19 protein-coding genes are annotated in these 20,519 nt (G+C 66.1%); 13 read left to right on the top strand and 6 right to left on the bottom strand.

Features of this window, described 5'->3' with window-relative positions; translation table 11 throughout:
- The first annotated feature begins 23 nt into the window (after positions 1-23).
- Genes CWS35_RS28430 through CWS35_RS28420 form a run of 3 tightly spaced genes read left to right on the top strand, consistent with a single transcriptional unit; the run spans position 24 to position 3,601 of the window.
- Positions 24-1,412 carry a class II 3-deoxy-7-phosphoheptulonate synthase gene (locus tag CWS35_RS28430; RefSeq protein WP_024582282.1) on the top strand — a complete coding sequence of 463 codons (1,389 nt, stop codon included), beginning with the start codon at positions 24-26 and terminating at the stop codon, positions 1,410-1,412.
- Between the two features lie 38 nt (positions 1,413-1,450).
- Positions 1,451-1,804, top strand: coding sequence for a diacylglycerol kinase (locus tag CWS35_RS28425; protein WP_024582281.1), 354 nt, complete (start codon positions 1,451-1,453; stop codon positions 1,802-1,804).
- Between the two features lie 45 nt (positions 1,805-1,849).
- Entirely contained in the window at positions 1,850-3,601 is a 1,752-nt protein-coding gene (locus tag CWS35_RS28420) for an NAD+ synthase (protein ID WP_024582280.1), read from the top strand.
- Positions 3,602-3,661: 60 nt separating this feature from the next.
- Here CWS35_RS28420 and CWS35_RS28415 read toward each other — a convergent pair whose 3' ends face one another.
- Together CWS35_RS28415 and CWS35_RS28410 are read right to left on the bottom strand one after the other, a co-directional pair.
- Positions 3,662-4,813, bottom strand: a complete 1,152-nt coding sequence (locus CWS35_RS28415) for a DUF2865 domain-containing protein (RefSeq protein ID WP_024582279.1) — start codon at positions 4,811-4,813, stop codon at positions 3,662-3,664.
- Between the two features lie 157 nt (positions 4,814-4,970).
- On the bottom strand, positions 4,971-5,279 hold the full coding sequence (locus CWS35_RS28410) for a hypothetical protein (RefSeq protein ID WP_024582278.1): 309 nt from the start codon (positions 5,277-5,279) through the stop codon (positions 4,971-4,973).
- A 299-nt stretch (positions 5,280-5,578) separates the two neighbouring features.
- Here CWS35_RS28410 and cysS point away from each other — a divergent pair, with 299 nt between their 5' ends.
- The 4 genes from cysS (at position 5,579) to CWS35_RS28390 (ending at position 9,563) form a co-directional block, all read left to right on the top strand.
- Positions 5,579-6,994: a cysteine--tRNA ligase gene (gene cysS / locus CWS35_RS28405; RefSeq protein WP_024582277.1), complete on the top strand. Its 1,416-nt coding sequence runs from the start codon at positions 5,579-5,581 to the stop codon at positions 6,992-6,994.
- Complete coding sequence (locus tag CWS35_RS28400) at positions 6,991-7,497, top strand: GNAT family N-acetyltransferase (RefSeq protein WP_024582276.1); 507 nt, start codon at positions 6,991-6,993, stop codon at positions 7,495-7,497. Before cysS ends, CWS35_RS28400 begins: the two co-directional genes overlap by 4 nt.
- Complete coding sequence (gene cimA, locus CWS35_RS28395; protein ID WP_100954957.1) at positions 7,494-9,092, top strand: citramalate synthase; 1,599 nt, start codon at positions 7,494-7,496, stop codon at positions 9,090-9,092. Before CWS35_RS28400 ends, cimA begins: the two co-directional genes overlap by 4 nt.
- Positions 9,093-9,185: 93 nt before the next feature.
- Positions 9,186-9,563: a VOC family protein gene (locus tag CWS35_RS28390; RefSeq protein ID WP_100954956.1), complete on the top strand. Its 378-nt coding sequence runs from the start codon at positions 9,186-9,188 to the stop codon at positions 9,561-9,563.
- Between the two features lie 155 nt (positions 9,564-9,718).
- On the opposite strand, the gene CWS35_RS28385 is transcribed toward CWS35_RS28390, so the two are convergent.
- Positions 9,719-10,324 carry a TIGR00730 family Rossman fold protein gene (locus CWS35_RS28385; protein ID WP_024582273.1) on the bottom strand — a complete coding sequence of 202 codons (606 nt, stop codon included), beginning with the start codon at positions 10,322-10,324 and terminating at the stop codon, positions 9,719-9,721.
- Positions 10,325-10,537: 213 nt separating this feature from the next.
- Between CWS35_RS28385 and CWS35_RS28380 the strand changes: the two genes are divergently transcribed.
- The 4 genes from CWS35_RS28380 to CWS35_RS28365 all read left to right on the top strand — a co-directional run bounded on the left by CWS35_RS28380 (position 10,538) and on the right by CWS35_RS28365 (position 15,186).
- Positions 10,538-12,526, top strand: a complete 1,989-nt coding sequence (locus tag CWS35_RS28380) for an ABC transporter ATP-binding protein/permease (RefSeq protein ID WP_245438710.1) — start codon at positions 10,538-10,540, stop codon at positions 12,524-12,526.
- Between the two features lie 53 nt (positions 12,527-12,579).
- Positions 12,580-13,278 carry a phosphatidylserine decarboxylase gene (locus tag CWS35_RS28375; RefSeq protein WP_100954955.1) on the top strand — a complete coding sequence of 233 codons (699 nt, stop codon included), beginning with the start codon at positions 12,580-12,582 and terminating at the stop codon, positions 13,276-13,278.
- Positions 13,279-13,355: 77 nt separating this feature from the next.
- Complete coding sequence (pssA, locus tag CWS35_RS28370) at positions 13,356-14,231, top strand: CDP-diacylglycerol--serine O-phosphatidyltransferase (protein WP_100954954.1); 876 nt, start codon at positions 13,356-13,358, stop codon at positions 14,229-14,231.
- Between the two features lie 235 nt (positions 14,232-14,466).
- The gene (locus CWS35_RS28365) at positions 14,467-15,186 is read left to right on the top strand and encodes an RraA family protein (protein ID WP_024582269.1); all 720 of its coding nucleotides are present in this window, start codon (positions 14,467-14,469) and stop codon (positions 15,184-15,186) included.
- Between the two features lie 63 nt (positions 15,187-15,249).
- Here the strand turns inward: CWS35_RS28365 and CWS35_RS28360 are convergent, their stop codons facing one another.
- Both CWS35_RS28360 and CWS35_RS28355 read right to left on the bottom strand, forming a co-directional pair.
- A complete protein-coding gene (locus CWS35_RS28360; protein ID WP_100954953.1) occupies positions 15,250-15,870 on the bottom strand; it encodes a TerC family protein in 621 nt (206 codons plus the stop codon).
- Between the two features lie 179 nt (positions 15,871-16,049).
- Positions 16,050-16,352, bottom strand: coding sequence for a hypothetical protein (locus CWS35_RS28355; RefSeq protein WP_168226385.1), 303 nt, complete (start codon positions 16,350-16,352; stop codon positions 16,050-16,052).
- 298 nt (positions 16,353-16,650) lie between these two features.
- Here CWS35_RS28355 and CWS35_RS28350 point away from each other — a divergent pair, with 298 nt between their 5' ends.
- Positions 16,651-17,472 carry an SDR family NAD(P)-dependent oxidoreductase gene (locus CWS35_RS28350; protein ID WP_024582266.1) on the top strand — a complete coding sequence of 274 codons (822 nt, stop codon included), beginning with the start codon at positions 16,651-16,653 and terminating at the stop codon, positions 17,470-17,472.
- A 13-nt stretch (positions 17,473-17,485) separates the two neighbouring features.
- Here the strand turns inward: CWS35_RS28350 and CWS35_RS28345 are convergent, their stop codons facing one another.
- Positions 17,486-18,466 (bottom strand): tripartite tricarboxylate transporter substrate binding protein, encoded by a 981-nt coding sequence (locus tag CWS35_RS28345; RefSeq protein WP_100954951.1) that lies wholly within the window; start codon positions 18,464-18,466, stop codon positions 17,486-17,488.
- A 242-nt stretch (positions 18,467-18,708) separates the two neighbouring features.
- On the opposite strand from CWS35_RS28345, the gene CWS35_RS28340 reads away from it, so the two are divergent.
- Positions 18,709-20,505, top strand: a complete 1,797-nt coding sequence (locus CWS35_RS28340; protein WP_100956733.1) for a long-chain-acyl-CoA synthetase — start codon at positions 18,709-18,711, stop codon at positions 20,503-20,505.
- Positions 20,506-20,519: the final 14 nt, after the last annotated feature.

Here is a 20,519-nt window from a genome sequence, read left to right as displayed (position 1 = left end):
GTTTTTGCTCAGGAGTTGACCTCATGTCCGAGCGGTGGACACCCGATAGCTGGCGCGCCAAGAAGGTGCTTCAGGTGCCCGATTATCCCGATGCCAAGGCATTGGCCGATGTCGAGGCGCAGCTGGCGACCTTTCCGCCGCTGGTGTTCGCGGGCGAGGCGCGCAACCTGAAAAGGGCGCTCGGCCGGGTCGCGGCCGGCGAGGCCTTCCTGTTGCAGGGCGGCGACTGTGCCGAGAGCTTCGCCGAGCACGGCGCCAACAATATCCGCGACTTCTTCCGCGTGCTGCTGCAAATGGCCGTGGTCATGACCTATGCCGGCGCGCTGCCGGTGGTGAAGGTCGGCCGCATCGCCGGGCAATTCGCCAAACCGCGTTCGTCGCCGACCGAGAAGCAGGGCGACGTCGAGCTGCCGAGCTATCGCGGCGACATCGTCAACGACATCGCCTTCACGGCGGAAGCGCGTATCCCCGATCCGCAGCGCCAGCTGATGGCCTATCGGCAATCCGCGGCGACGCTGAACCTGCTGCGCGCCTTCGCCACCGGCGGCTTCGCCAATCTCGGCAGCGTGCATCAGTGGATGCTCGGCTTCCTGAAGGATTCGCCGCAGTCCCGCCGCTACAAGGAACTGGCCGACCGCATCTCGGACGCGCTGAACTTCATGCGCGCCTGCGGCCTCGATCTGGAGAGCCATCCGGAGCTACGCGCCACCGATTTCTACACCAGCCACGAGGCGCTGCTGCTCGGCTACGAGCAGGCGATGACGCGGGTCGATTCCACCACCGGCGACTGGTACGCGACATCAGGCCACATGATCTGGATCGGCGACCGCACCCGCCAGCTCGATCACGGCCATGTGGAGTATTTCCGCGGCATCAAGAACCCGATCGGCCTGAAATGCGGCCCGTCGCTGAAGCCGGACGAGCTCTTGAAGCTGATCGACATCCTCAATCCCGACAATGAGCCGGGACGGCTGACCCTGATCAACCGGTTCGGCGCCGACAAGGTCGGCGACCATCTGCCCGGTCTGATCCGCGCCGTGCAGCGCGAGGGCCGCGTCGTGGTGTGGTCGTGCGATCCGATGCACGGCAACACCATCACCTCGACCTCGGGCTACAAGACGCGGCCGTTCGACCGCGTGCTGGCGGAGGTGAAGTCGTTCTTCGCGATCCATGCCGCCGAGGGCACCCATGCCGGCGGCGTGCATCTGGAGATGACCGGGCAGGATGTCACCGAATGCATCGGCGGCGCGCGCGCCATCACCGACGAGGATCTCAACGACCGCTACCACACGGTCTGCGATCCGCGTCTCAATGCCGAACAGTCGATCGACATGGCCTTCCTGATCGCCGAGCTCCTGAAGCAGGAGCGCGCCGGCAAGGTCAAACCGATGCCGGCCGCCGCGGGCTTGTGATTTGGGGCAGGTGAGGGCGGTGACTTGAGGGCAGTGACTTGCTGAGGTTCTGGCGAGCCACCATCAACTCGCGCAACGGGCTGGCATTCGCCATCCGCTCGGAGCAGGCTATCCGCGAGGAGGTGGTGGCGCTGGTGCTGTCGGTGCCGCTGGCCTGGCTGGTCGGCGCCACCGTGATGCGCCGGGTCGAATTGGTTGCGACCGTGGTACTGGTGCTTGTGATCGAGCTGCTCAACACTGCGATCGAGAAGCTCGCCGACCGCCTGACCCTCGATCACGATCCGCAGATCGGGCGGGTCAAGGACATGGGATCGGCCGCCGTCGGCGTCGCGCTGATCATGGCCGGGCTGTTCTGGCTGTTCGCCCTCGCTGAACGCATGGGCGCGTTCTAATCCAAGCAGATTGAAGTTTGCTCTTGTGCGGGACAACATAACGGTATGAGCGAACAACAGATCAAGATCACCCTGGCGCAACTCAACCCGACGGTCGGTGACGTCGCCGGCAACGCCGCGAAGGCGCGCCTCGCGCGCGACAAGGCGAAAGCCGACGGCGCCGATCTCGTCGTGCTCTCGGAGCTGTTCATCGCCGGCTATCCGCCGGAGGACCTGGTGCTCAAGCCGGCGTTCCAGTCGGCCTGCCGCGCCGCGATCGAGGAACTGGCGCGTGAGACCGCCGATGGCGGGCCGGCCATGCTGATCGGCACGCCCTGGGTCGATGACGGCAAGCTTTACAATGCCTGCGCGCTGCTCGACGGCGGCCGCATCGCCGCGTTGCGCTTCAAGGCCAATCTGCCGAATTACGGCGTGTTCGACGAGAAGCGGCTGTTCGCCCGCGGCCCGGCGCCGGGCCCGGTGACGGTGCGCGGCGTGCGCATCGGCGTGCCGATCTGCGAGGACATCTGGCTCGAAGAGTCAGAGGAATACGAGAACGTCGTCGAATGTCTCGCCGAGACCGGCGCCGAAATCCTGGTGGTGCCGAACGGCTCGCCCTATGCCCGCGACAAGGCCGATCTCCGGCTGTCGATCGTGGTGGCGCGGGTCACCGAGAGCGGGCTGCCGCTGATCTATTTGAACGAGATTGGCGGCCAGGACGAGCTGATCTTCGACGGCGCGTCGTTCGCGCTGAATGCCGATCTCTCGGTCGCGGCACAGTTGCCGGCGTTCGAGGAGAACGTGACCACGCTGGTCTGGCGCAAGACCGCGGATGGCTGGCGCTGCTCCGGCCCGATCATGACGCAGCTCGAGGGCGACAAGGCCGACTATGCGGCCTGCGTGCTCGGCCTGCGCGACTATGTCCGCAAGAACGGCTTTCCGGGGGTGCTGCTCGGCGTTTCCGGCGGCATCGACTCGGCGCTGTGCGCGGCGATCGCGGTCGATGCGCTCGGGGCCGACAAGGTGCGCGGCGTGATGCTGCCGTTCCGCTACACCGCACAGGTGTCGCTCGACGATGCGGCCAAGCTCGCGAAAGAGCTCGGCATCCGTTACGAAATCCTGCCGATCGCGGACGCCGTCAACGGCTTCGAGAAGATCCTGGCGCCGGTGTTCGAAGGGCTGGAACGCGACATCACCGAGGAGAATTTGCAGGCGCGCGCCCGCGGCACGCTGTTGATGGCGATCTCCAACAAGACCGGCGCCATGGTGGTGACCACCGGCAACAAGTCGGAAATGTCGGTTGGCTACGCCACGCTGTACGGCGACATGAATGGCGGCTTCAACCCGATCAAGGACATCTACAAGACCGAGGTGTTCCGCCTGTCGAGCCTGCGCAATGCCTGGAAACCGGACGGCGCGCTCGGGCCGTCGGGCGAGGTGATCCCGGTCAACATCATCATCCGGCCGCCGACCGCCGAATTGCGCGAGAACCAGACCGACCAGGATTCGCTGCCGCCCTACGACGTGCTGGATGCGATCCTGGAGCGGCTGGTGGAACGCGAGGAGCCGCTGGCCTCGATCATCGCCGCCGGCTTCGACCGCGACGTGGTGACCCGCGTCGACCGCTTGCTCAACATCGCCGAATACAAGCGGCGGCAGGCCGCACCGGGCGTCAAGGTGACGCGGAAGAATTTCGGCCGCGACCGCCGCTATCCGATCACCAACCGCTTCCGCGATTTCGGCAAGGCCTTGCCGGAGCCGGACGACAAGCTCGTGACGCGCGGCTCACGCGCGTCGGCCGAAGCATTCGAAGGGTAGGGCACCCCGGCGGACGCGTCGGCCTCTGCGCGGCGATGCTCAAACCAGACGGAGCAGGCTTTACTGCTTCTTCTGCTGGATGAAGGTCGGGCCGACCGAGCGGATCTGGCCGTCGCTCGACGCCGCAGCCGGCGCGCCGGCATCGGCAGCCGCGGGCTGCTGCGCCGTTGCGGGCGCCCCCTTCTTGCCGGCGGCCTTGCTCTGGGCGCGCTGTTGCATCTTACGCGCGCTCTCCTCGGTGACGATGATGTCGCCCTGCTGCGCAGCGGTTGCGGGGTCGTCGACCGCCTTCAGCGCCTCCGCCCAGCTCTGGCCGGCCGGCTTGCACGAGCAGGACGGATTGAACTCGGTGCGGTACTTGAACGCGTTCGGCAGCGACGAGTAGGACTGGCCGCTGATCGAGACCGCCTGGTTGATGTCCTCGCCGGGATTGCGATAGGCGAACAGGCTGGCCTCGGCGGCCGGGCACTGCGCCTTGCAGACCTGCTCGTCGGCGGCAAAGCGTGCCTGCGAGGTCGCGAACGAGATCGGGAAGTAGGCGCCATCGCAGGTGCGGACGCAGACGGTGCGGAAGGTGCCCGACGGCCCGCCATATTGCGCATCTGGCGGGGGCAGCGGATTGTTCGGATTGCCGCCACCGCCGCCGCCGAACAGGTTCTCGAGGAAGTTGCCGGGGCCGCGCGCGGCGGCGGCGTATTGCGGGCCGCAATTGTTCTGCGCGAGCGCGGTCAGGACCGAGCGGCGCTGGTTCTCGCGGTCGGCTCCGCCGAGCCCGCCGGTGCGCAGCCGCTCGAGACTGGCGGTCATCTGGTCGAGATTGGCGCGCATCTGCTGGATCTGGTTGTTGACCGGTCCGCACTGCGCCGAGTTGTTATTAAAGAGCGAGAAAAACCCGGAGCTGTCGCAGCCCATGCGGCGGGCCTGCGCCGTCACGCGATCGAGCTCCCCCTGCTGGCGGGTTGCCGCATCCTGATAGCGGCGGATCTGCTCGTCCTTGGCCGGATCACCACCGCCGCCGCCACGGTCGATCGCCGCCAGCTGGCCCTCCAGCCGGCTGCACATCGGATTGGCCTGCGGGGCGCCTTGCGGGACCGGGCCGGGCGGTCCCGGGGGCACCTGCGCAAGCGCGCCAGTGGCGGGCAGCGCGATGCCGGCCAGCACGGCACACGTCAAAAGCCAACGGGAGAAGCGGAAATTGGAGGTATCGGGCATATCCAGCCATTCAAACGACGCCGCGCGGCGATCCATGCCGAAGCGCGCGGCAGGACCACCTGCAAAGGCGGTCTGCAATAGCCGTTTCTCGGGGCAGCGTCACGTCGTTTCCGGGGCGCCGGTGTGGCAAGAACCCCGCTGCTCCAGCGGCTTGGCTTCAGCGCTGGCAGGTGATCGCGACGTATTCGTCGCAGCCATTGCCGGTGCATTTGGCGTGCGCGGCGTGCGGAACCGCACCGGTGATCTCGTCGGGATCGACGCGGCGGTAGTTGGTGGCCTGCGCAAAATCGCGTGACCGACAATAGGCGCGGGCCGCGGACGCGCCGCAGCGGTCGCCGCGCGCCAGGCACTCGTCGATGCCATAGCCGTCGGCCTGGTTGGCGATGATGAAGACGCGGCTGTCGGCCAGCGCGGCCGCGGGGAGCAGCAGGAACGTGCAGGCAATCAGTGCTGAAATCGGCCGCATGGTGCACCAATGAAAAGGGGCGAGGAATCTTCGGTTCACCGGATACGCCCAATTCCTTAATAATGATTAACCATGAAGGCGTTGCCGTGATTTCTGGCCCCGCGCGATGGCCGAAAGGGAGCGAAAACAGGCCCTTGACGCGATGCGGGGGCCATGAGACATGGTGGAACCATGAACGGCCACCTCGCCATCTGCAGCATTTGCCGCGAGATTATGAGCTAGCGATTCGCTGGCTGAGGCCGTCTTTTCTCAATCGCCTGAGAATCACTGGACGCCTCGCCGCGAGGAACAGGTGATCCATGGATTTGCGCCTTTACGACACGTTGACCCGGGAGAAGCGGCCCCTCGTGCCGCTCGATGCCAACAACGTCCGCATGTATGCCTGCGGACCGACGGTCTACGACTTCGCGCATATCGGCAACGGCCGCGCGGCCATCGTCTTCGACGTGCTGTTCCGCGTGCTGCGCCATCGCTATGGCGCCGGTCACGTGACCTATGTCCGTAACATCACCGACGTCGACGACAAGATCAACGTCCGCGCAGCGCGGGACTATCCCGGCGTGCCGCTGAACGAGGCGATCCGCAAGGTCACCGAGCTGACCTATCGGCAGTACCAGGACGACGTCACGGCGCTCGGCTGCTTGGCCCCGACGGTGCAGCCGCGGGCGACCGAGCACATTCCGGAGATGCGCGCGATCATCGAAAAGCTGGTCGCCGGCGGCTTCGCCTATGTCGCCGAGGATCACGTGCTGTTCTCGCCGCAGGCGATGAACGCGGCCAATTCGGTGCTGCCGCGCTATGGTTCGCTGTCGAAGCGCTCGCTCGACGAGATGATTGCCGGCGCTCGTGTCGACGTCGCGCCCTACAAGCGCGACAACACCGACTTCGTGCTGTGGAAGCCGTCGAAGCCCGGCGAGCCGTCCTGGCCGTCACCCGCAGGAATCGCGGTCGAGGGCCGGCCCGGCTGGCACATCGAGTGCTCGGCGATGGCCTGGAAGCATCTCGGCGAGAAGTTCGACATCCATGGCGGCGGCATCGATCTGGTGTTCCCGCACCATGAGAACGAGCTCGCGCAGACCTGCTGCGCGTTCCACACCGACCGCATGGCCAATGTCTGGATGCACAACGGCTTCTTGCAGATCGAGAGCGAGAAGATGTCGAAATCGCTCGGCAACTTCTTCACGATTCGCGATCTGCTGGCCGACTGGCCCGGCGAGGTGCTGCGCCTCAGCATGCTCAAGACGCATTATCGTTCGCCGCTCGACTGGACGCTGAAGAGCGCCGAGGAGAGCGCGAAGACGCTCGACGATTGGTACGCGGTTGCGGCCGATGCCGAGCCCGGCGCGCCGTCGCAAGCCATGGTCGAGGCGCTCTACGACGACCTCAACACGGCGCAAGCGATGGCGGTGCTGCACGGCCTGCGCAGCGCATCGTCGAGCAGCGAGCAAAGCCGCAGGGAATTCGCCGGCTCGCTGCGGCTGCTCGGTTTCCTGTCAGAGAGCGCGGCCGCCTGGGAGGGCCGCAAGCGGCAGGCAAGCGGCGTCGATGCGGCGGCCGTCGAGGCGCTGCTCGCCGAGCGTACCGCGGCGCGCGCGCGGAAGGACTTCAAGGAGTCGGACCGCATCCGCGATCAGCTCGCCGCGATGGGCGTCGCGATCAAGGATGGCAAGGACGCCGACGGCAAACCGGTGACCACCTGGGAGGTCGCGCGATGAGCCGCTCCGCACCCGCATTGCGCCCCTATCTGCCTGACGACGCGCCGCTGCTGGCGGCGATCTTCGCGGCCTCGATCATGGACCTGACCGGCGACGACTACAGCGAAGCGCAGCAGGAAGCCTGGGCGGCGGCTGCCGACGACGAGCAGGCCTTCGGCAAGAAGCTCGCCGGCCAGCTGACGCTGATTGCGACCTTGCAGGGCGCCCCGGTCGGCTTCGCCTCGCTGAAGGGCACGGATTACGTCGACATGCTCTACGTGCATCCGAGCGCGGTCGGGCAGGGCGTCGGTGCCGCGCTGTGCGATGCGCTGGAGAAGATCGCCAGCGCCCGCGGCACCAAGACCCTGAAGGTCGATGCCAGCGACACCGCGCTCGAATTCTTCCGCAAGCGCGGCTATGTCGCGCAGCAGCGCAATTCGGTCACTATCGGCGACGAATGGCTCGCCAACACCACGATGCAGAAGACGCTCGACGGCGTGGCCGCGCCGGGAGGCCATGCATGAGCCGCGAACGCCTCTATCTGTTCGACACCACGCTGCGCGACGGTGCGCAGACCAATGGCGTCGACTTCACGTTGCAGGACAAGCAGGTGATCGCCGGCATGCTCGATGGGCTCGGCATCGACTATGTCGAGGGCGGCTATCCCGGCGCCAATCCGACGGACACCGAGTTCTTCAGCCGGAAGCCGGCCTTTGAGCATGCGCGCTTCACCGCGTTCGGCATGACGCGGCGGCCGGGCCGCTCGGCCTCGAACGATCCGGGGCTTGCCGGCATCCTCGAAGCCAAGGCCGACGTGATCTGCTTCGTCGCCAAATCATCGGCCTACCAGGTCCGGGTCGCGCTTGAGACCACCAACGCGGAGAACCTCGCCTCGATCCGCGACAGTGTCGCGGCGGCCAGGGCGCAGGGCCGCGAGGTGATGGTCGACTGCGAGCATTTCTTCGACGGCTACAAGGAGGACCGCGACTACGCGCTGGCCTGCGCGATGGCGGCCTACGAGTCCGGCGCGCGCTGGGTGGTGCTGTGCGACACCAATGGCGGCACCATGCCGCATGAGGTCGAGAGCATCGTCGCTGACGTGATCAAGCACGTTCCCGGCGATCATGTCGGCATCCATGCCCATAACGACACCGAGCAGGCGGTCGCCAATTCGCTCGCCGCGGTGCGTGCCGGCGCGCGGCAGATCCAGGGTACGCTGAACGGCCTCGGCGAGCGCTGCGGCAACGCCAATCTCTGCTCGCTGATCCCGACCCTGAAGCTGAAGGGCGAGTTCGCCGACAGGTTCGAGATCGGTGTCACCACCGAGAAGATGGCGACGCTGATGAAGGTGTCACGTACGCTCGATGACATGCTGAACCGCGCGCCCAACCGCCATGCCGCCTATGTCGGCGAGAGCGCGTTCGTCACCAAGACCGGCATCCACGCCTCGGCCGTGATGAAGGATCCGCAGACCTACGAGCACGTGCTGCCGGAACTGGTCGGCAACCACCGCAAGGTGCTGGTCTCCGACCAGGCCGGTCGCTCCAACGTGATGGCCGAACTCGATCGCGCCGGCATCGTCTATGACAAGAGCGATCCGCGGCTGACGCGCCTCGTCGAGGAGTTGAAGGAGCGCGAGGCCGCGGGCTTTGCCTATGAATCCGCCAACGCGTCATTCGACCTGCTGGCGCGCCGTACGCTCGGCAAGGTGCCGGAATATTTCACGGTCGAGCAGTTCGACGTCAATGTCGAGCAGCGCTACAACGCCAACGGCCAGCGCGTCACCGTTGCGCTTGCGGTGGTGAAGGTCGATGTCGCCGGCGAGCGGCTGATCTCGGCCGCCGAAGGCAACGGTCCGGTCAATGCACTCGACGTGGCGCTGCGCAAGGACCTCGGCAAATACCAGAAATACATCGATGGCCTGAAGCTGATCGACTACCGCGTCCGTATCCTCAATGGCGGCTCCGAGGCGGTGACGCGCGTGCTGATCGAGAGCGAGGACGAGACCGGGGACAACTGGACCACGGTCGGCGTGTCGCCCAACATCATCGATGCCTCGTTCCAGGCGCTGATGGATTCGTTGGTCTACAAGCTGGTGAAGTCTGGCGCGCCGGCGTGAGATTGTAGCCCGCATGAGCGAAGCGATATGCGGGATTGTCGCTCCCGGATGTCGCTTCGCTCATCCGGGCTACGCATGCGGAAGGAGGGCACAATGATCGACCACGTCTCCGTCGGCGTCCGCGATCTCGACCGCGCGGCGCGGTTCTATGAACCTGCGCTGGCCGCGCTTGGCCTCGCCCGTCTCGTCACGCGGCCGGCGACGATCGGCTTCGGCAAGGCCTATCCCGAATTCTGGATCAACCTGCGCGTGTCGATGACGCCGGTACCCCATGAGAGCGGCACGCACATCTGCCTGCGGGCGAAAACCACCGCCGAGGTCGTTGCGTTCCACGCTGCCGCACTTGCCTCCGGCGGCCGCTCCGATGGCGCGCCGGGTCTCCGCCCGCACGATCGTGTCCGCTACTACGCGGCGTTCGTTCTTGATCCCGATGGCAACCGGATCGAAGCGGTGACGTTTCCGAGTGAGTAGATCTAGTCGGCAAGCGCTCGTCTCAACCCGTCATCCTGAGGTGCGAGATCTTGCGAGCCTCGAAGGATGCACGGCCACCAGCGGGGCCGCGCATGCTTCGAGACGCGCGTTCCGCGCTCCTCAGCATGACGGGGAGAGGGCCACGAGGCCTTCGGCTACAGCCGCCGCGCCACTTCGGGCGCCAGTTCCTTGGCGGCTGCCGGTGTTCCGGCCACCGCCGAACGCAGCCGCGGCAGGATCTCGTCGACGCGATCGGCCATCAGCACGTTGATCGGCAGCGTCGCGCGGATGAATTCAGTCGCGCGCATGTGGTTCAGCAGCGAGAGCAGGGGCTCCCAGAAATTGTCGATGTTGGCGAGCAGGATCGGCTTGTGGTGACGGCCGAGCTGCTGCCAGGTCAATTGCTCGACCAGTTCCTCCAAGGTCCCGATGCCGCCGGGCAGTGCCACGAACGCGTCCGAGCGCTCGAACATCAGCCGTTTGCGCTCGTGCATGTCGGGTGTGACGATCATCTCCTGAACCGAGGTCAGCGCGTTCTCGCGCGCGCGCAGGAATTCCGGGATGATGCCGGTGACCGAGCCGCCATGGTCGAGGGTGGATTTGGCGACCGCGCCCATCAGGCCGATCGAGCCGCCGCCATAGACCAGGCGCACGTTGTTGTCGGCAAGGCTCTTGCCGAGTGCGATGGCAGCTTCAACGAAGCGGGGATTGTTACCGGGGCCGGAGCCGCAATAAACACAGACAGTCTTGATTTGGTTCATACGATCCTTGTGGCACTGCAGCGTAAACAGGGTCAAGACTGGCATATGGGGATTGAAGGCCAAAAAATCCCGTAAATTCCCGCGAATCGCGAACAATTTTCGTCATAAGCCTGTACGCCGCATTCAAACGATCTATATGACGGGCACAATGGCAAATCGTGGAAAAGATGTGGCAGCGCACCGGCGCGCCACGGCGGCGAGAGCGGGCTCCTGATGGTGCCGCCGCAACAGACCGTGACCGGCGCCGCGCAGCCCACGGCCACGATTCCGGCCGCCGAGAAAGGCACGCTGCTCGGCACGCTCGTTCATCTGTGGCCGTATATTTGGCCGGGCGATCGCGCCGATCTGAAGATGCGCGTGATCTGGTCGGTGGTGCTGCTGCTGTTCGCCAAGCTTGCGACGCTGTCGGTGCCGTTCACCTTCAAATGGGCGATCGATGCGCTGAACGGCGCGGGCTCGGCGCCGGTCGAACCGTCGAACTGGGTGCTGTGGCTGATCGCCTCGCCGGTGTTGATGACGATCAGCTATGGCGCTGTGCGCGTCATCATGGCGGTGCTGACGCAGTGGCGCGACGGCATCTTTGCCCGCGTTGCGATGCACGCGGTGCGCCGGCTCGCCTACATCACCTTCGTGCACATGCACGAGCTGTCGCTGCGCTTCCATCTCGAGCGCAAGACCGGCGGCCTGACCCGCGTGCTGGAGCGCGGCCGCTCCGGGATCGAGACCATCGTGCGGATGGTGATCCTGCAACTGATCCCGACCATCGTCGAGGTCACGCTGCTGGCGGGCGTGCTGCTGTGGCAGTTCGACTGGCGCTACGTGCTGGCGGTGCTGCTCACCGTCGTCGTGTTCATGTACTACACCTACGTCGCGACCGAGTGGCGGATCGAGATCCGCCGCAAGATGAACGATTCCGACACCGAAGCGAACACCAAGGCGATCGACTCGCTGCTCAATTACGAGACGGTGAAGTATTTCGGCGCCGAGGAGCGCGAGGCGCGGCGCTACGACCGCTCGATGGAACGCTACGAGCAGGCCAGCGTGAAGACTTACACCTCGCTCGCCGTGCTCAACACCGGGCAGGCGGTGATCTTCACCGCGGGGCTGACCGCGACCATGCTGATGTGCGCGTTCGGCATCCGCAACGGCACCCACACCGTCGGCGATTTCGTGCTGATCAATTCCATGATGATCCAGCTCTACCAGCCGCTGAATTTCATGGGCATGGTCTATCGCGAGATCAAGCAGGCGATCATCGATATCGAGAAGATGTTCGATGTGCTGGCGCGCGATCCCGAAGTGAAGGACATGCCGGGCGCCAGGCCGCTCGTGGTATCCGCCGGCAGCGTGCGGTTCGATGATGTACGTTTTTCTTACGAATCCGATCGGCCTATCCTGAAAGGCCTGAGCTTCGAGGTGCCGGCCGGCAAGACGGTCGCGATCGTCGGTCCATCCGGCGCCGGCAAGTCGACGATCTCGCGGCTGCTGTTCCGGCTCTATGACGTGTCGAGCGGCCGCATCCTGATCGACGGCCAGGACATCAAGACCGTGACCCAGGCCTCGCTGCGTTCGGCGATCGGCATGGTGCCGCAGGACACCGTGCTGTTCAACGACACCATCCGCTACAACATCCGTTATGGCCGCTGGGACGCCGGCGACGACGAGGTGGAGGAGGCGGCGCGGCTGGCGCAGATCGACGGCTTCATCCGGATGTCGCCGCAGGGCTACGAAACCCAGGTCGGCGAACGTGGCCTGAAATTGTCCGGCGGCGAGAAGCAACGCGTCGCGATCGCGCGCACGGTGCTGAAGGCGCCGCCGATCCTGGTTCTGGACGAGGCGACATCGGCGCTCGACAGTCACACCGAGGCCGAAATCCAGGGCGCGCTGGAGCGGGTGTCGCGCAACCGCACCTCGCTGGTGATCGCGCACCGGTTGTCGACCATCGTCGGCGCCGACGAGATCATCGTGCTGGACCAGGGGCGGATCGCCGAACGCGGCACCCACGCGCGGCTTTTGGCCGCCGGCGGCCTCTATGCCAGCATGTGGAACCGGCAGCGCGAGGCCGAGGAGGCCCGTGAACGGCTGGCCCAGGTCGATGACGACGGCACGGCGCCGAATCGCCTGCCGCCGGTGGTCACTGAATCGTCGGAGGATTCCACCCCTGACGCGGGTGAGAAACCCTTGCCGACCGCCGCGGAATAGTCGATCTAGGGCCTCTCCCGCCAAACGGGGCGGGGAAACGCAAGCGAGCTCTGATGTCGATCGCCAATTCCATCCGCGCGCAGATCCCGCCGATCCACCCGGAGGGGTATCCCTTCATCGGTGGTTTCGCGCTGGCGAGCCTGATCCTGTTCTGGATCTGGACCCCGCTGGGGTGGATCGGAACGCTGCTCACGGTCTGGTGCGCATTGTTCTTCCGCGATCCGGTGCGCGTGACGCCGCTGCGCGACGGCATCCTGGTGTCGCCGGCCGATGGCCGGGTCTCCATGGTGGTGCAGGCGCTGCCGCCGGCCGAACTCGGTCTTGGCGACCAGCCGCTGCCGCGCATCTCGGTGTTCATGAGCGTGTTCAACTGCCATGTGAACCGCAGCCCGGTGGCCGGCCGCATCGACCGCATCGCCTATCGCCCCGGTGCTTTCATCAATGCCGAGCTCGACAAGGCGAGCGAGGACAATGAACGCAATTCGCTGGTCATCTCGACTGCCAACGGCCGCATCGGTGTGGTCCAGATCGCAGGCCTGGTGGCGCGCCGCATCGTCTGCTTCGTCAAGGAAGGGCAGTCGATCGGCGCCGGCGAGCGCTTCGGCCTGATCCGGTTCGGCTCGCGGCTCGACGTCTACCTCCCCGATGGCACCAAGGCGCTGGTTTCCGAAGGCCAGACCGCGGTCGCCGGCGAGACCATCCTGGCGGATTTCCGCAACGCCGATCCCGGCCGCACCTATCGCGCCGATTAACTCTGTTCGGGCAGGCCGATCAGCCGGTTCCCGCGCCGATGGCGGAGCCGGACCCTGCTTGCTATATTGATCGAGCCATGACGCCATTCGATAACAATTCCAGCGAGCTGCGCCGCCGCCGGTTCCGCCCGATCCCGGTGCGGATGCTGGTGCCGAACATGATCACGCTGCTGGCGATCTGCGCCGGCCTCACCGCGATCCGCCTGTCGACGGAAGGGCGGATGGAGCTTGCGGTCGCCGCCATCGTGTTCGCGGCGATCCTGGACGGCATCGACGGGCGGGTCGCCCGCATGATCAAAGGCCAGTCGAAATTCGGCGCCGAGCTCGACAGCCTCGCTGACTTCGTCAATTTCGGCGTCGCGCCGGGCCTGATCCTGTATTTCTGGCAGCTGCATGAGCTCAACAATGGCGGCTGGATCGCGGCGATGGTGTTTGCGATCTCCGGCGGCCTGCGGCTGGCGCGCTTCAACGCCTCGATCGACGATCCCAACAAGCCGGCGTTCGCCGCCAATTATTTCACCGGCGTGCCGGCACCGGCCGGCGCGATCACCGTGCTGCTGCCGATCTACCTCGCCTTCCTCGGCGTGCCGATGCCGCCGGCGACGCTGACGGCGTTCTACACGCTCCTGATCGCCTTCCTGATGGTGTCGCGGCTGCCGGTGTTCTCCGGCAAGACCGTGAAGATGCGCGTGCCGCCGGAGATGGTGTTGCCGGTGTTCGTCGCCGTGGTGTTCTTTGTCGCGCTGCTGATCGGCTACCCCTGGCACATCCTGTCGGCCGGTTCGGTGGCCTACCTGATCAGCCTGCCGTGGGGCTGGAAGTCCTATCGCGACCAGGAGCGCAAGCTCGCCGCGCAGAGCCAAGGCGCCGGGGTACCGGCGGCGGCCGCCACGCCCTACGCGGCGCCGGTCACGGATACGGACCACGACGACCGTCCGACGCATCTGCACTGAGGCTCCTGTGTAATCCGTCACCCTGAGGAGCGCGGAACGCGCGTCTCGAAGGGTCGACGGCCCCGCCGGTGGCCGTGCATCCTTCGAGACGCGCTGCGCGCTCGTCAGGATGACGGTGAGAGCTTGTTCGCACTTCCCAAATATCAGCCATGAGCGGGCCTTGGTTGGGTTCGCTTCCGATCTCGGCTATAGGCTGAAACGGCTCAGCGAACGCCCAAATCAGGAGAGAAACGCCGTGACGACATCCGCTTCCGCCCCGCTTCCTGCCTCCGTTCTTGAAGCGTTGGCGCGCTATGACACGCCGACGATCTGCAACGCGATGGAGATCGTCGCGCCGGAGCGCCGCCTGATTGGCTACACGGTGAAGCCGCTGGTCTGCCCGTTCCCGACCTTGCCGCCGATCGTCGGCTATGCGCGTACGGTCGCGATCCGGTCGGTGCTGAAGTCCGGCCTGTCGGCCGAGGAACAGTCGAAGCGCCGCATCGATTATTATGAGTATGTCGGCACCGGCTTTGGTCCGCGCATCTCGGTCATCCAGGACATCGACGGGCCCGACGTCGGCTACGGCGCGTTCTGGGGCGAGGTGCAGAGCGCCGTCCACAAGGCGCTCGGCTGCCTCGGCGTCATCACCGACGGGTCGATCCGCGATATCCCGCAATGGGCGCCGGGCTTCCAGGCGCTGGCCGGCTCGATCGGCCCGTCGCACGCCTGGGTGCACGCCGAGAGCTTCGGCGGCGAAGTGCGTGTCGCCGGCATGACGGTGCGCTCCGACGATCTGATCCACGCCGACAGTCACGGCGCGATCGTGATCCCCTACGACATCGCGGCGAAGCTGCCCGAGGCCGCCGAGCTCTGCGGCCGCCGCGAGACCCCGATCCTGGAGATCGCGCGCTCCAAGGATTTCACCCTCGAGAAGCTGAAGGACGCGCTGAAGCGTTCGTCGGAAATCCACTGACGCAAGCGCGTATTCGATTGGGCGGACAGCGGGCTGGAAGGCCCGCCGTTTTGCTGTCGATTGTCAGACCGGCGCGACCTTGGCGATCTCGGATGCACCGCGGATCGTCATGTCGATTGCGACATAGAGGATCACGGCGAGGCCGACATAGGCGATCCAGCGGTGGTTTTGCAGCAGCCGTGCGATGAAGGTGGCCGCCGCGCCCATCATCGCGATCGAGAGCGCGAGGCCGAATATCAGCACGATCGGCTGCTCGCGCGCCGCGCCCGCGACCGCCAGCACGTTGTCGAGCGACATCGAGACGTCGGCGACGATGATCTGGGTGGTGGCCTGCCACAGCGTCTTGCGCTGGCCTTCCGCACCGTCGGCGCCCATATCGGTGGCGGGATCGTGCGACGTGGCACGCAACTCGCGCCACATCTTCCAGCATACCCACAGCAAGAGGATGCCGCCGGCGAGCAACAGCCCGACGATCTGCATCAATTGCGTGGTGAGCAGCGCGAACAGGATGCGCAGCAGCGTCGCGGCGCCGATGCCGATCAGGATCGCCTTGCCGCGTTGCTTCTCGGGCAGGCCTGCCGCGGCAAGGCCGATCACGACGGCGTTGTCGCCGGCCAGCACGAGGTCGATGACGACGACTTGCAGCAATGCGCTGAGGGCGTCGAATGAAAGCAGTTCGGACATGAATCATGTTCCCCTTGAGGTCGGGGAGTGGACTCGTTCCGACGAAGCCGGTTGTTGCCGTCATGCCGACGGCAAATCCGCCGCGACGGTTTCACGTCGCGGGTCGAAGCAGGGCCACTCCAACTGAGTTCCAGTCCGACATCGCAGCTTGTGGCTGCCAGAGGGGCCCGGCCTGGGATTTATGGTCGCGAGACGGGTCGTAGCGCGGCCTGTTCCTCGAAGAACAGCGCCGCCTGATCCGGCTCGCCGAGGATTGACGCCGCGCATCCCATGAAGGTGAACGCCCCGGCAAAATCCCACAACGTAAGACGTGCCACGCTCGTGCGCACGCGGATCACGCGGATCACGCGTGCCGCGATCGCGGCAATGGCTGCCTCGGTGAACAACAGCAGGCTGAGCGCGGGCAGCACGAGTGCGGGCTCAACCCAACGAAGCGTCAGGACGATCGGCAGCGCTGACAGCACTGCGAACAACAGGAGCATGCCGAAAGGCTCCAGCGAGGGAGTTTTCCGCGCGATCCGGTCTGGAATGGTCGAGGACATTCCGATCCTGACTTGTCGTCGTTCCGGTCAACAATACCAGAACGCATGCATGTTGACGCGCGACGCGGCGCCGCGCGACCGCAGGCCGCGCCGCAGGCTGTACGCCGGTGAGCACCGAGGAGCGCCCGGCCGGGTCATTTTGGTGCCGTTTTGGCGTTGATGGCGCCATGGCAAAGTCCGCAGCGGGGATTTATCTTTGCTGGCAGCGCTGGGCGGAACGATCGAAAGGCGATTTTCGATGAATATGGCAGGCAAGACCGTGCTGATCACCGGTTCCACCGACGGCGTCGGCCGCTATGTGGCGATGAAGCTGGCGGCCGCCGGCGCCCGGGTCTTGATCCACGGCCGCGACACCCAGAGGGCACAGACGCTTGCCGACGAGATCAAGCGCGTCAGCGGCCGCGAGCCGATGTTCTATCAGGCCGACCTGTCGTCGCTTGCCGATGTCCGCGAGTTCGCCCAGCTGGTGCTCGACGACCAGGATCGTCTCGATGTCCTGGTCAGCAACGCCGGCATCGGCTCGCAAAACGAGGGGCCGGCGCGGCAGACCAGCAAGGACGGTCACGAGCTGCGCTTCGCCGTCAACTATCTCGCCGGCTTCTTGCTGGCGCATCTGTTGCTGCCGCGGCTCAAGGCGAGCTCGCCCGCGCGCATCGTCAATGTCGCCTCGCTCGGCCAGCACCCGATCGATTTCGCCGACGTGATGATCACCAGGAACTACAGCGGCGGCCGCGCATATGCCCAGAGCAAGCTGTCGCAGATCATGTTCACTATCGATCTCGCCGAGCAGTTGCAGGGCTCCGGCGTGACCGTCAATTCTCTGCATCCGGCGACCTACATGAACACCACGATGGTGCGCGCCAGTGGTGCCACCCCGATCTCGACCGTGGAGCAGGGCGGCGAGGCGATCCTGCGGCTGGTGCAGGGGGATGACGTCGCCGAAAGGAGCGGGCTGTTCTTCGACGGCCTGCGCGAGGCCCGCGCGCATGCGCAAGCCTATGATGCCGAGGCGCGCAAGCGGCTGCGGGCGCTGAGCCTCAAGCTGGCGGGACTTGGCTGAGATTGTCGTCTGTTCACTGGGTCCGCGGTCCGGCCAGGGCGACGACCTTGCGCCAGCGCGCCGTCTCGGCGGTGAGCATGTTGCCGAAGGCGTCCGCGTTGCCGATGATCGGCAGCGCGCCGAGCTGGCCGATCTGCTGTTTGATCGCCGGATCGGTGAGTGCGGCATTGATCTCGCGGTTGAGCAGATCGATGATCTCGGTCGGCGTGCCGCTGGGGGCGCCGACGCCGTAGAACGAGCTGGTCTCGTAGCCGGTCAACACGTCCGATATCGGCGGCACGTCCGGCAGCGTCGCCGAGCGCTCCTTCGTCGTCACGCCGAGCGCGCGGATCTTGCCGGCGCGGATCAGCTCCAGCGACGAGGTGACGTTGTCGAACATGGCCTGGATCTGCCCGGACATCAGGTCGGTCAGTCCGGGCGCCGAGCCGCGGTAGGGAACGTGGACCAGATCGATGCCGGCCATCGCCTTGAACAACTCGCCGGACAGGTGCAGCGAGGTCCCGACGCCCGACGATCCGGTGCTGAGCTTGCCCGGGTTGGCTTTCGCATAGGCGATGAACTCGGCGACATTGCGCACCGGCAAGGCGTTGTTGACCACGAGCACCAGTGGGATCCGCGCGATCCCCGCCACTGGCGCGATGCTCTTGCCGAAATCGTAATGGATGGTCGGATCGAACGAGGCGTTGATGGCATTCGCCGTGCTGGTCAGCAGCAACGTGTAGCCGTCCGCTGGCGAGGTGATCACGGCCTCGGTGCCGATATTGCTGCCGGCGCCGGGTTTGTTCTCGACCACGAAGGGATGCCCGAGCCGTTCGGTCAGGCGCTGGCAGATCAGGCGCGACAGCACGTCGGTGGCGCCGCCGGCAGCATAGGGCACGATCCAGCGCACCGGCCGCGCCGGGTAGGCGGCCTCGGCGAAGGCTGGATGGCGACCGGCCGTCGTGGCGAGACAGGCGGTACCGAACAGCGAGAGGAACGCTCTGCGGGCGATCATGCTGGGTTTCTCCCTTTGCGCCCTTCGGACATACGGCCGCTTGGCCCGCGGCGCATCATGTTCCCGACGGTGTGGTAAAGACGGCTTGGCCTGGATCGAAGAAAGCGGGGCGCAATCCGGCCGCCGGCCGTTAATCAAGGATGAGGGATGCGGGCGTGGTCCGCAGGCTTAACCATCGCCGTTAACGTTCGCGGGCACGCGGGCGGCTATAGCCGATGGGATGACGCGGTCCTGATCTGATGATGACCATTTCGAATCGAGCTGGCGACAATGACGGCAAGGCAACGCCGGCCGCGAAGCTCTGGCTCAAGGCGATCGAGCTGACCTCGCGGATCGACGCGACGCCCGATCGGTTGCTTGCCGATCTGATCGACGACTGGGCCGCACGCAGTCCCGCGCAGCCGGCGCTGCTGTCGGACCGCGAGAGCCTCGATTATCGCGAGCTTGCCGGGCGGATCCGCCGCTATGCGCGCTGGGCGATGGCCGAACGGATCGCGGCCGGCGATTGCGTCGGCCTGCTGATGCCGAACCGGCCGGACTATCTCGCGGCCTGGCTCGGGCTCAGCCGCGCCGGCGTGGTGGTCGCGCTGATCAACAGCAACCTGGTCGGCGCCTCGCTCGCGCATTGCATCGATGTGTCAGGTGCCGGGCACCTGATCGTCGCGGCCGAACTGCGCGATGCATTCGAGCGCGCGGTGCCGCACCTTGCGCGCCTGCCGAAGCTTCTGCTGCAAGGCGGCGAGGCGGGCGGGCTCGCTACCGCGGTCGCCGGATATGACGACGGCCCGCTATCGCCGGCGGAACGCCGTGTGGTGACGCTCGATGATCGCGCGCTGATGATCTTCACCTCGGGCACCACGGGCCTGCCCAAGGCCGCCAATGTCAGCCATCGGCGTGTGCTGACATGGGCGCGCTGGTTCGAGGGCCTGATGGAGGCGACCGCCGCCGACCGGCTGTATGACTGCCTGCCGCTCTGTCACAGCGTCGGTGGCGTGGTGGCGCCTTGCAGCATGCTGGCGGCGGGGGCCTCGGTGGTGATCGCGGACAAGTTCTCGGCCAGCCGGTTCTGGCAGGACATCGCGCGCTGGGATTGCAGCATTGTCCAGTACATCGGCGAGCTCGGCCGCTATCTCCTGCAATCGCCGCCGTCCGCCGCCGAGCGAGCGCACCGGCTGCGGCTCGCCTGCGGCAACGGCCTGCGCGGCGACATCTGGGAGGCTGTCGAGACGCGCTTCGGCATTCCACGAATCCTGGAATTCTACGCCGCGACCGAGGGCAATTTCTCGCTCTACAATGTCGAGGGCAAACGGGGCGCCATCGGCCGCGTCCCGCCGTTCCTGAAGCATCGTTTTCCAGCCGCGATCATCCGCCTCGGCGCCGACGGCGCGCCGCTGCGCTCGGCTGACGGATGGTGCGAATTGTGCGGGCCTGATGAGCCCGGCGAAGCGATTGGCCGCATCGGAGCCAGCGAAGAACGTGGCGGCCGCTTCGAGGGCTACACGGATGCAGCCGACACCGAGCGGAAGATCCTGCGCGATGTGTTCGCGCCCGGCGATGCCTGGTTCCGGACCGGTGACCTGATGCGGCTCGACCGCGCCGGCTATTTCTATTTTGTCGATCGGATCGGCGACACTTTCCGCTGGAAGGGCGAGAACGTCGCGACGGCGGAGGTCGATGCAGCCTTGCTCGCCTGTCCTGGCATCGTCGATGCCGTCAGCTACGGCGTCATGATCCCGGGTGCCGACGGCCGCGCCGGAATGGCGGCGATTGCCATCGACGACCGCTTCGACATCGCGGCGCTGCATCAGCATCTTGCCGGCCGGTTGCCGCCCTATGCCCAGCCGGTCCTGATCCGCATCCGCGACCGCCTCGACCTCACCGACACGTTCAAGCTGAAGCGCAGCGAGCTGGTCCGCGATGGCTTCGATCCTGCGACCGTCGGCGACCGCCTGTTCTACCGCGATGCCGCTGGCATGACTTATCGCCGGCTCGATGCCGAAAGCTTTGCCGCCATCGTCGCGGGTAGGTTGCGCCTTTAGAGCATGATCCGGAA

Origin of the sequence: Bradyrhizobium sp. SK17 (genome assembly GCF_002831585.1) — a bacterium.
In the GTDB taxonomy this organism is placed as follows: domain Bacteria; phylum Pseudomonadota; class Alphaproteobacteria; order Rhizobiales; family Xanthobacteraceae; genus Bradyrhizobium.
Note: the sequence above shows the minus strand (reverse complement) of the source record. Positions and strands in the feature narration are given on the sequence as shown.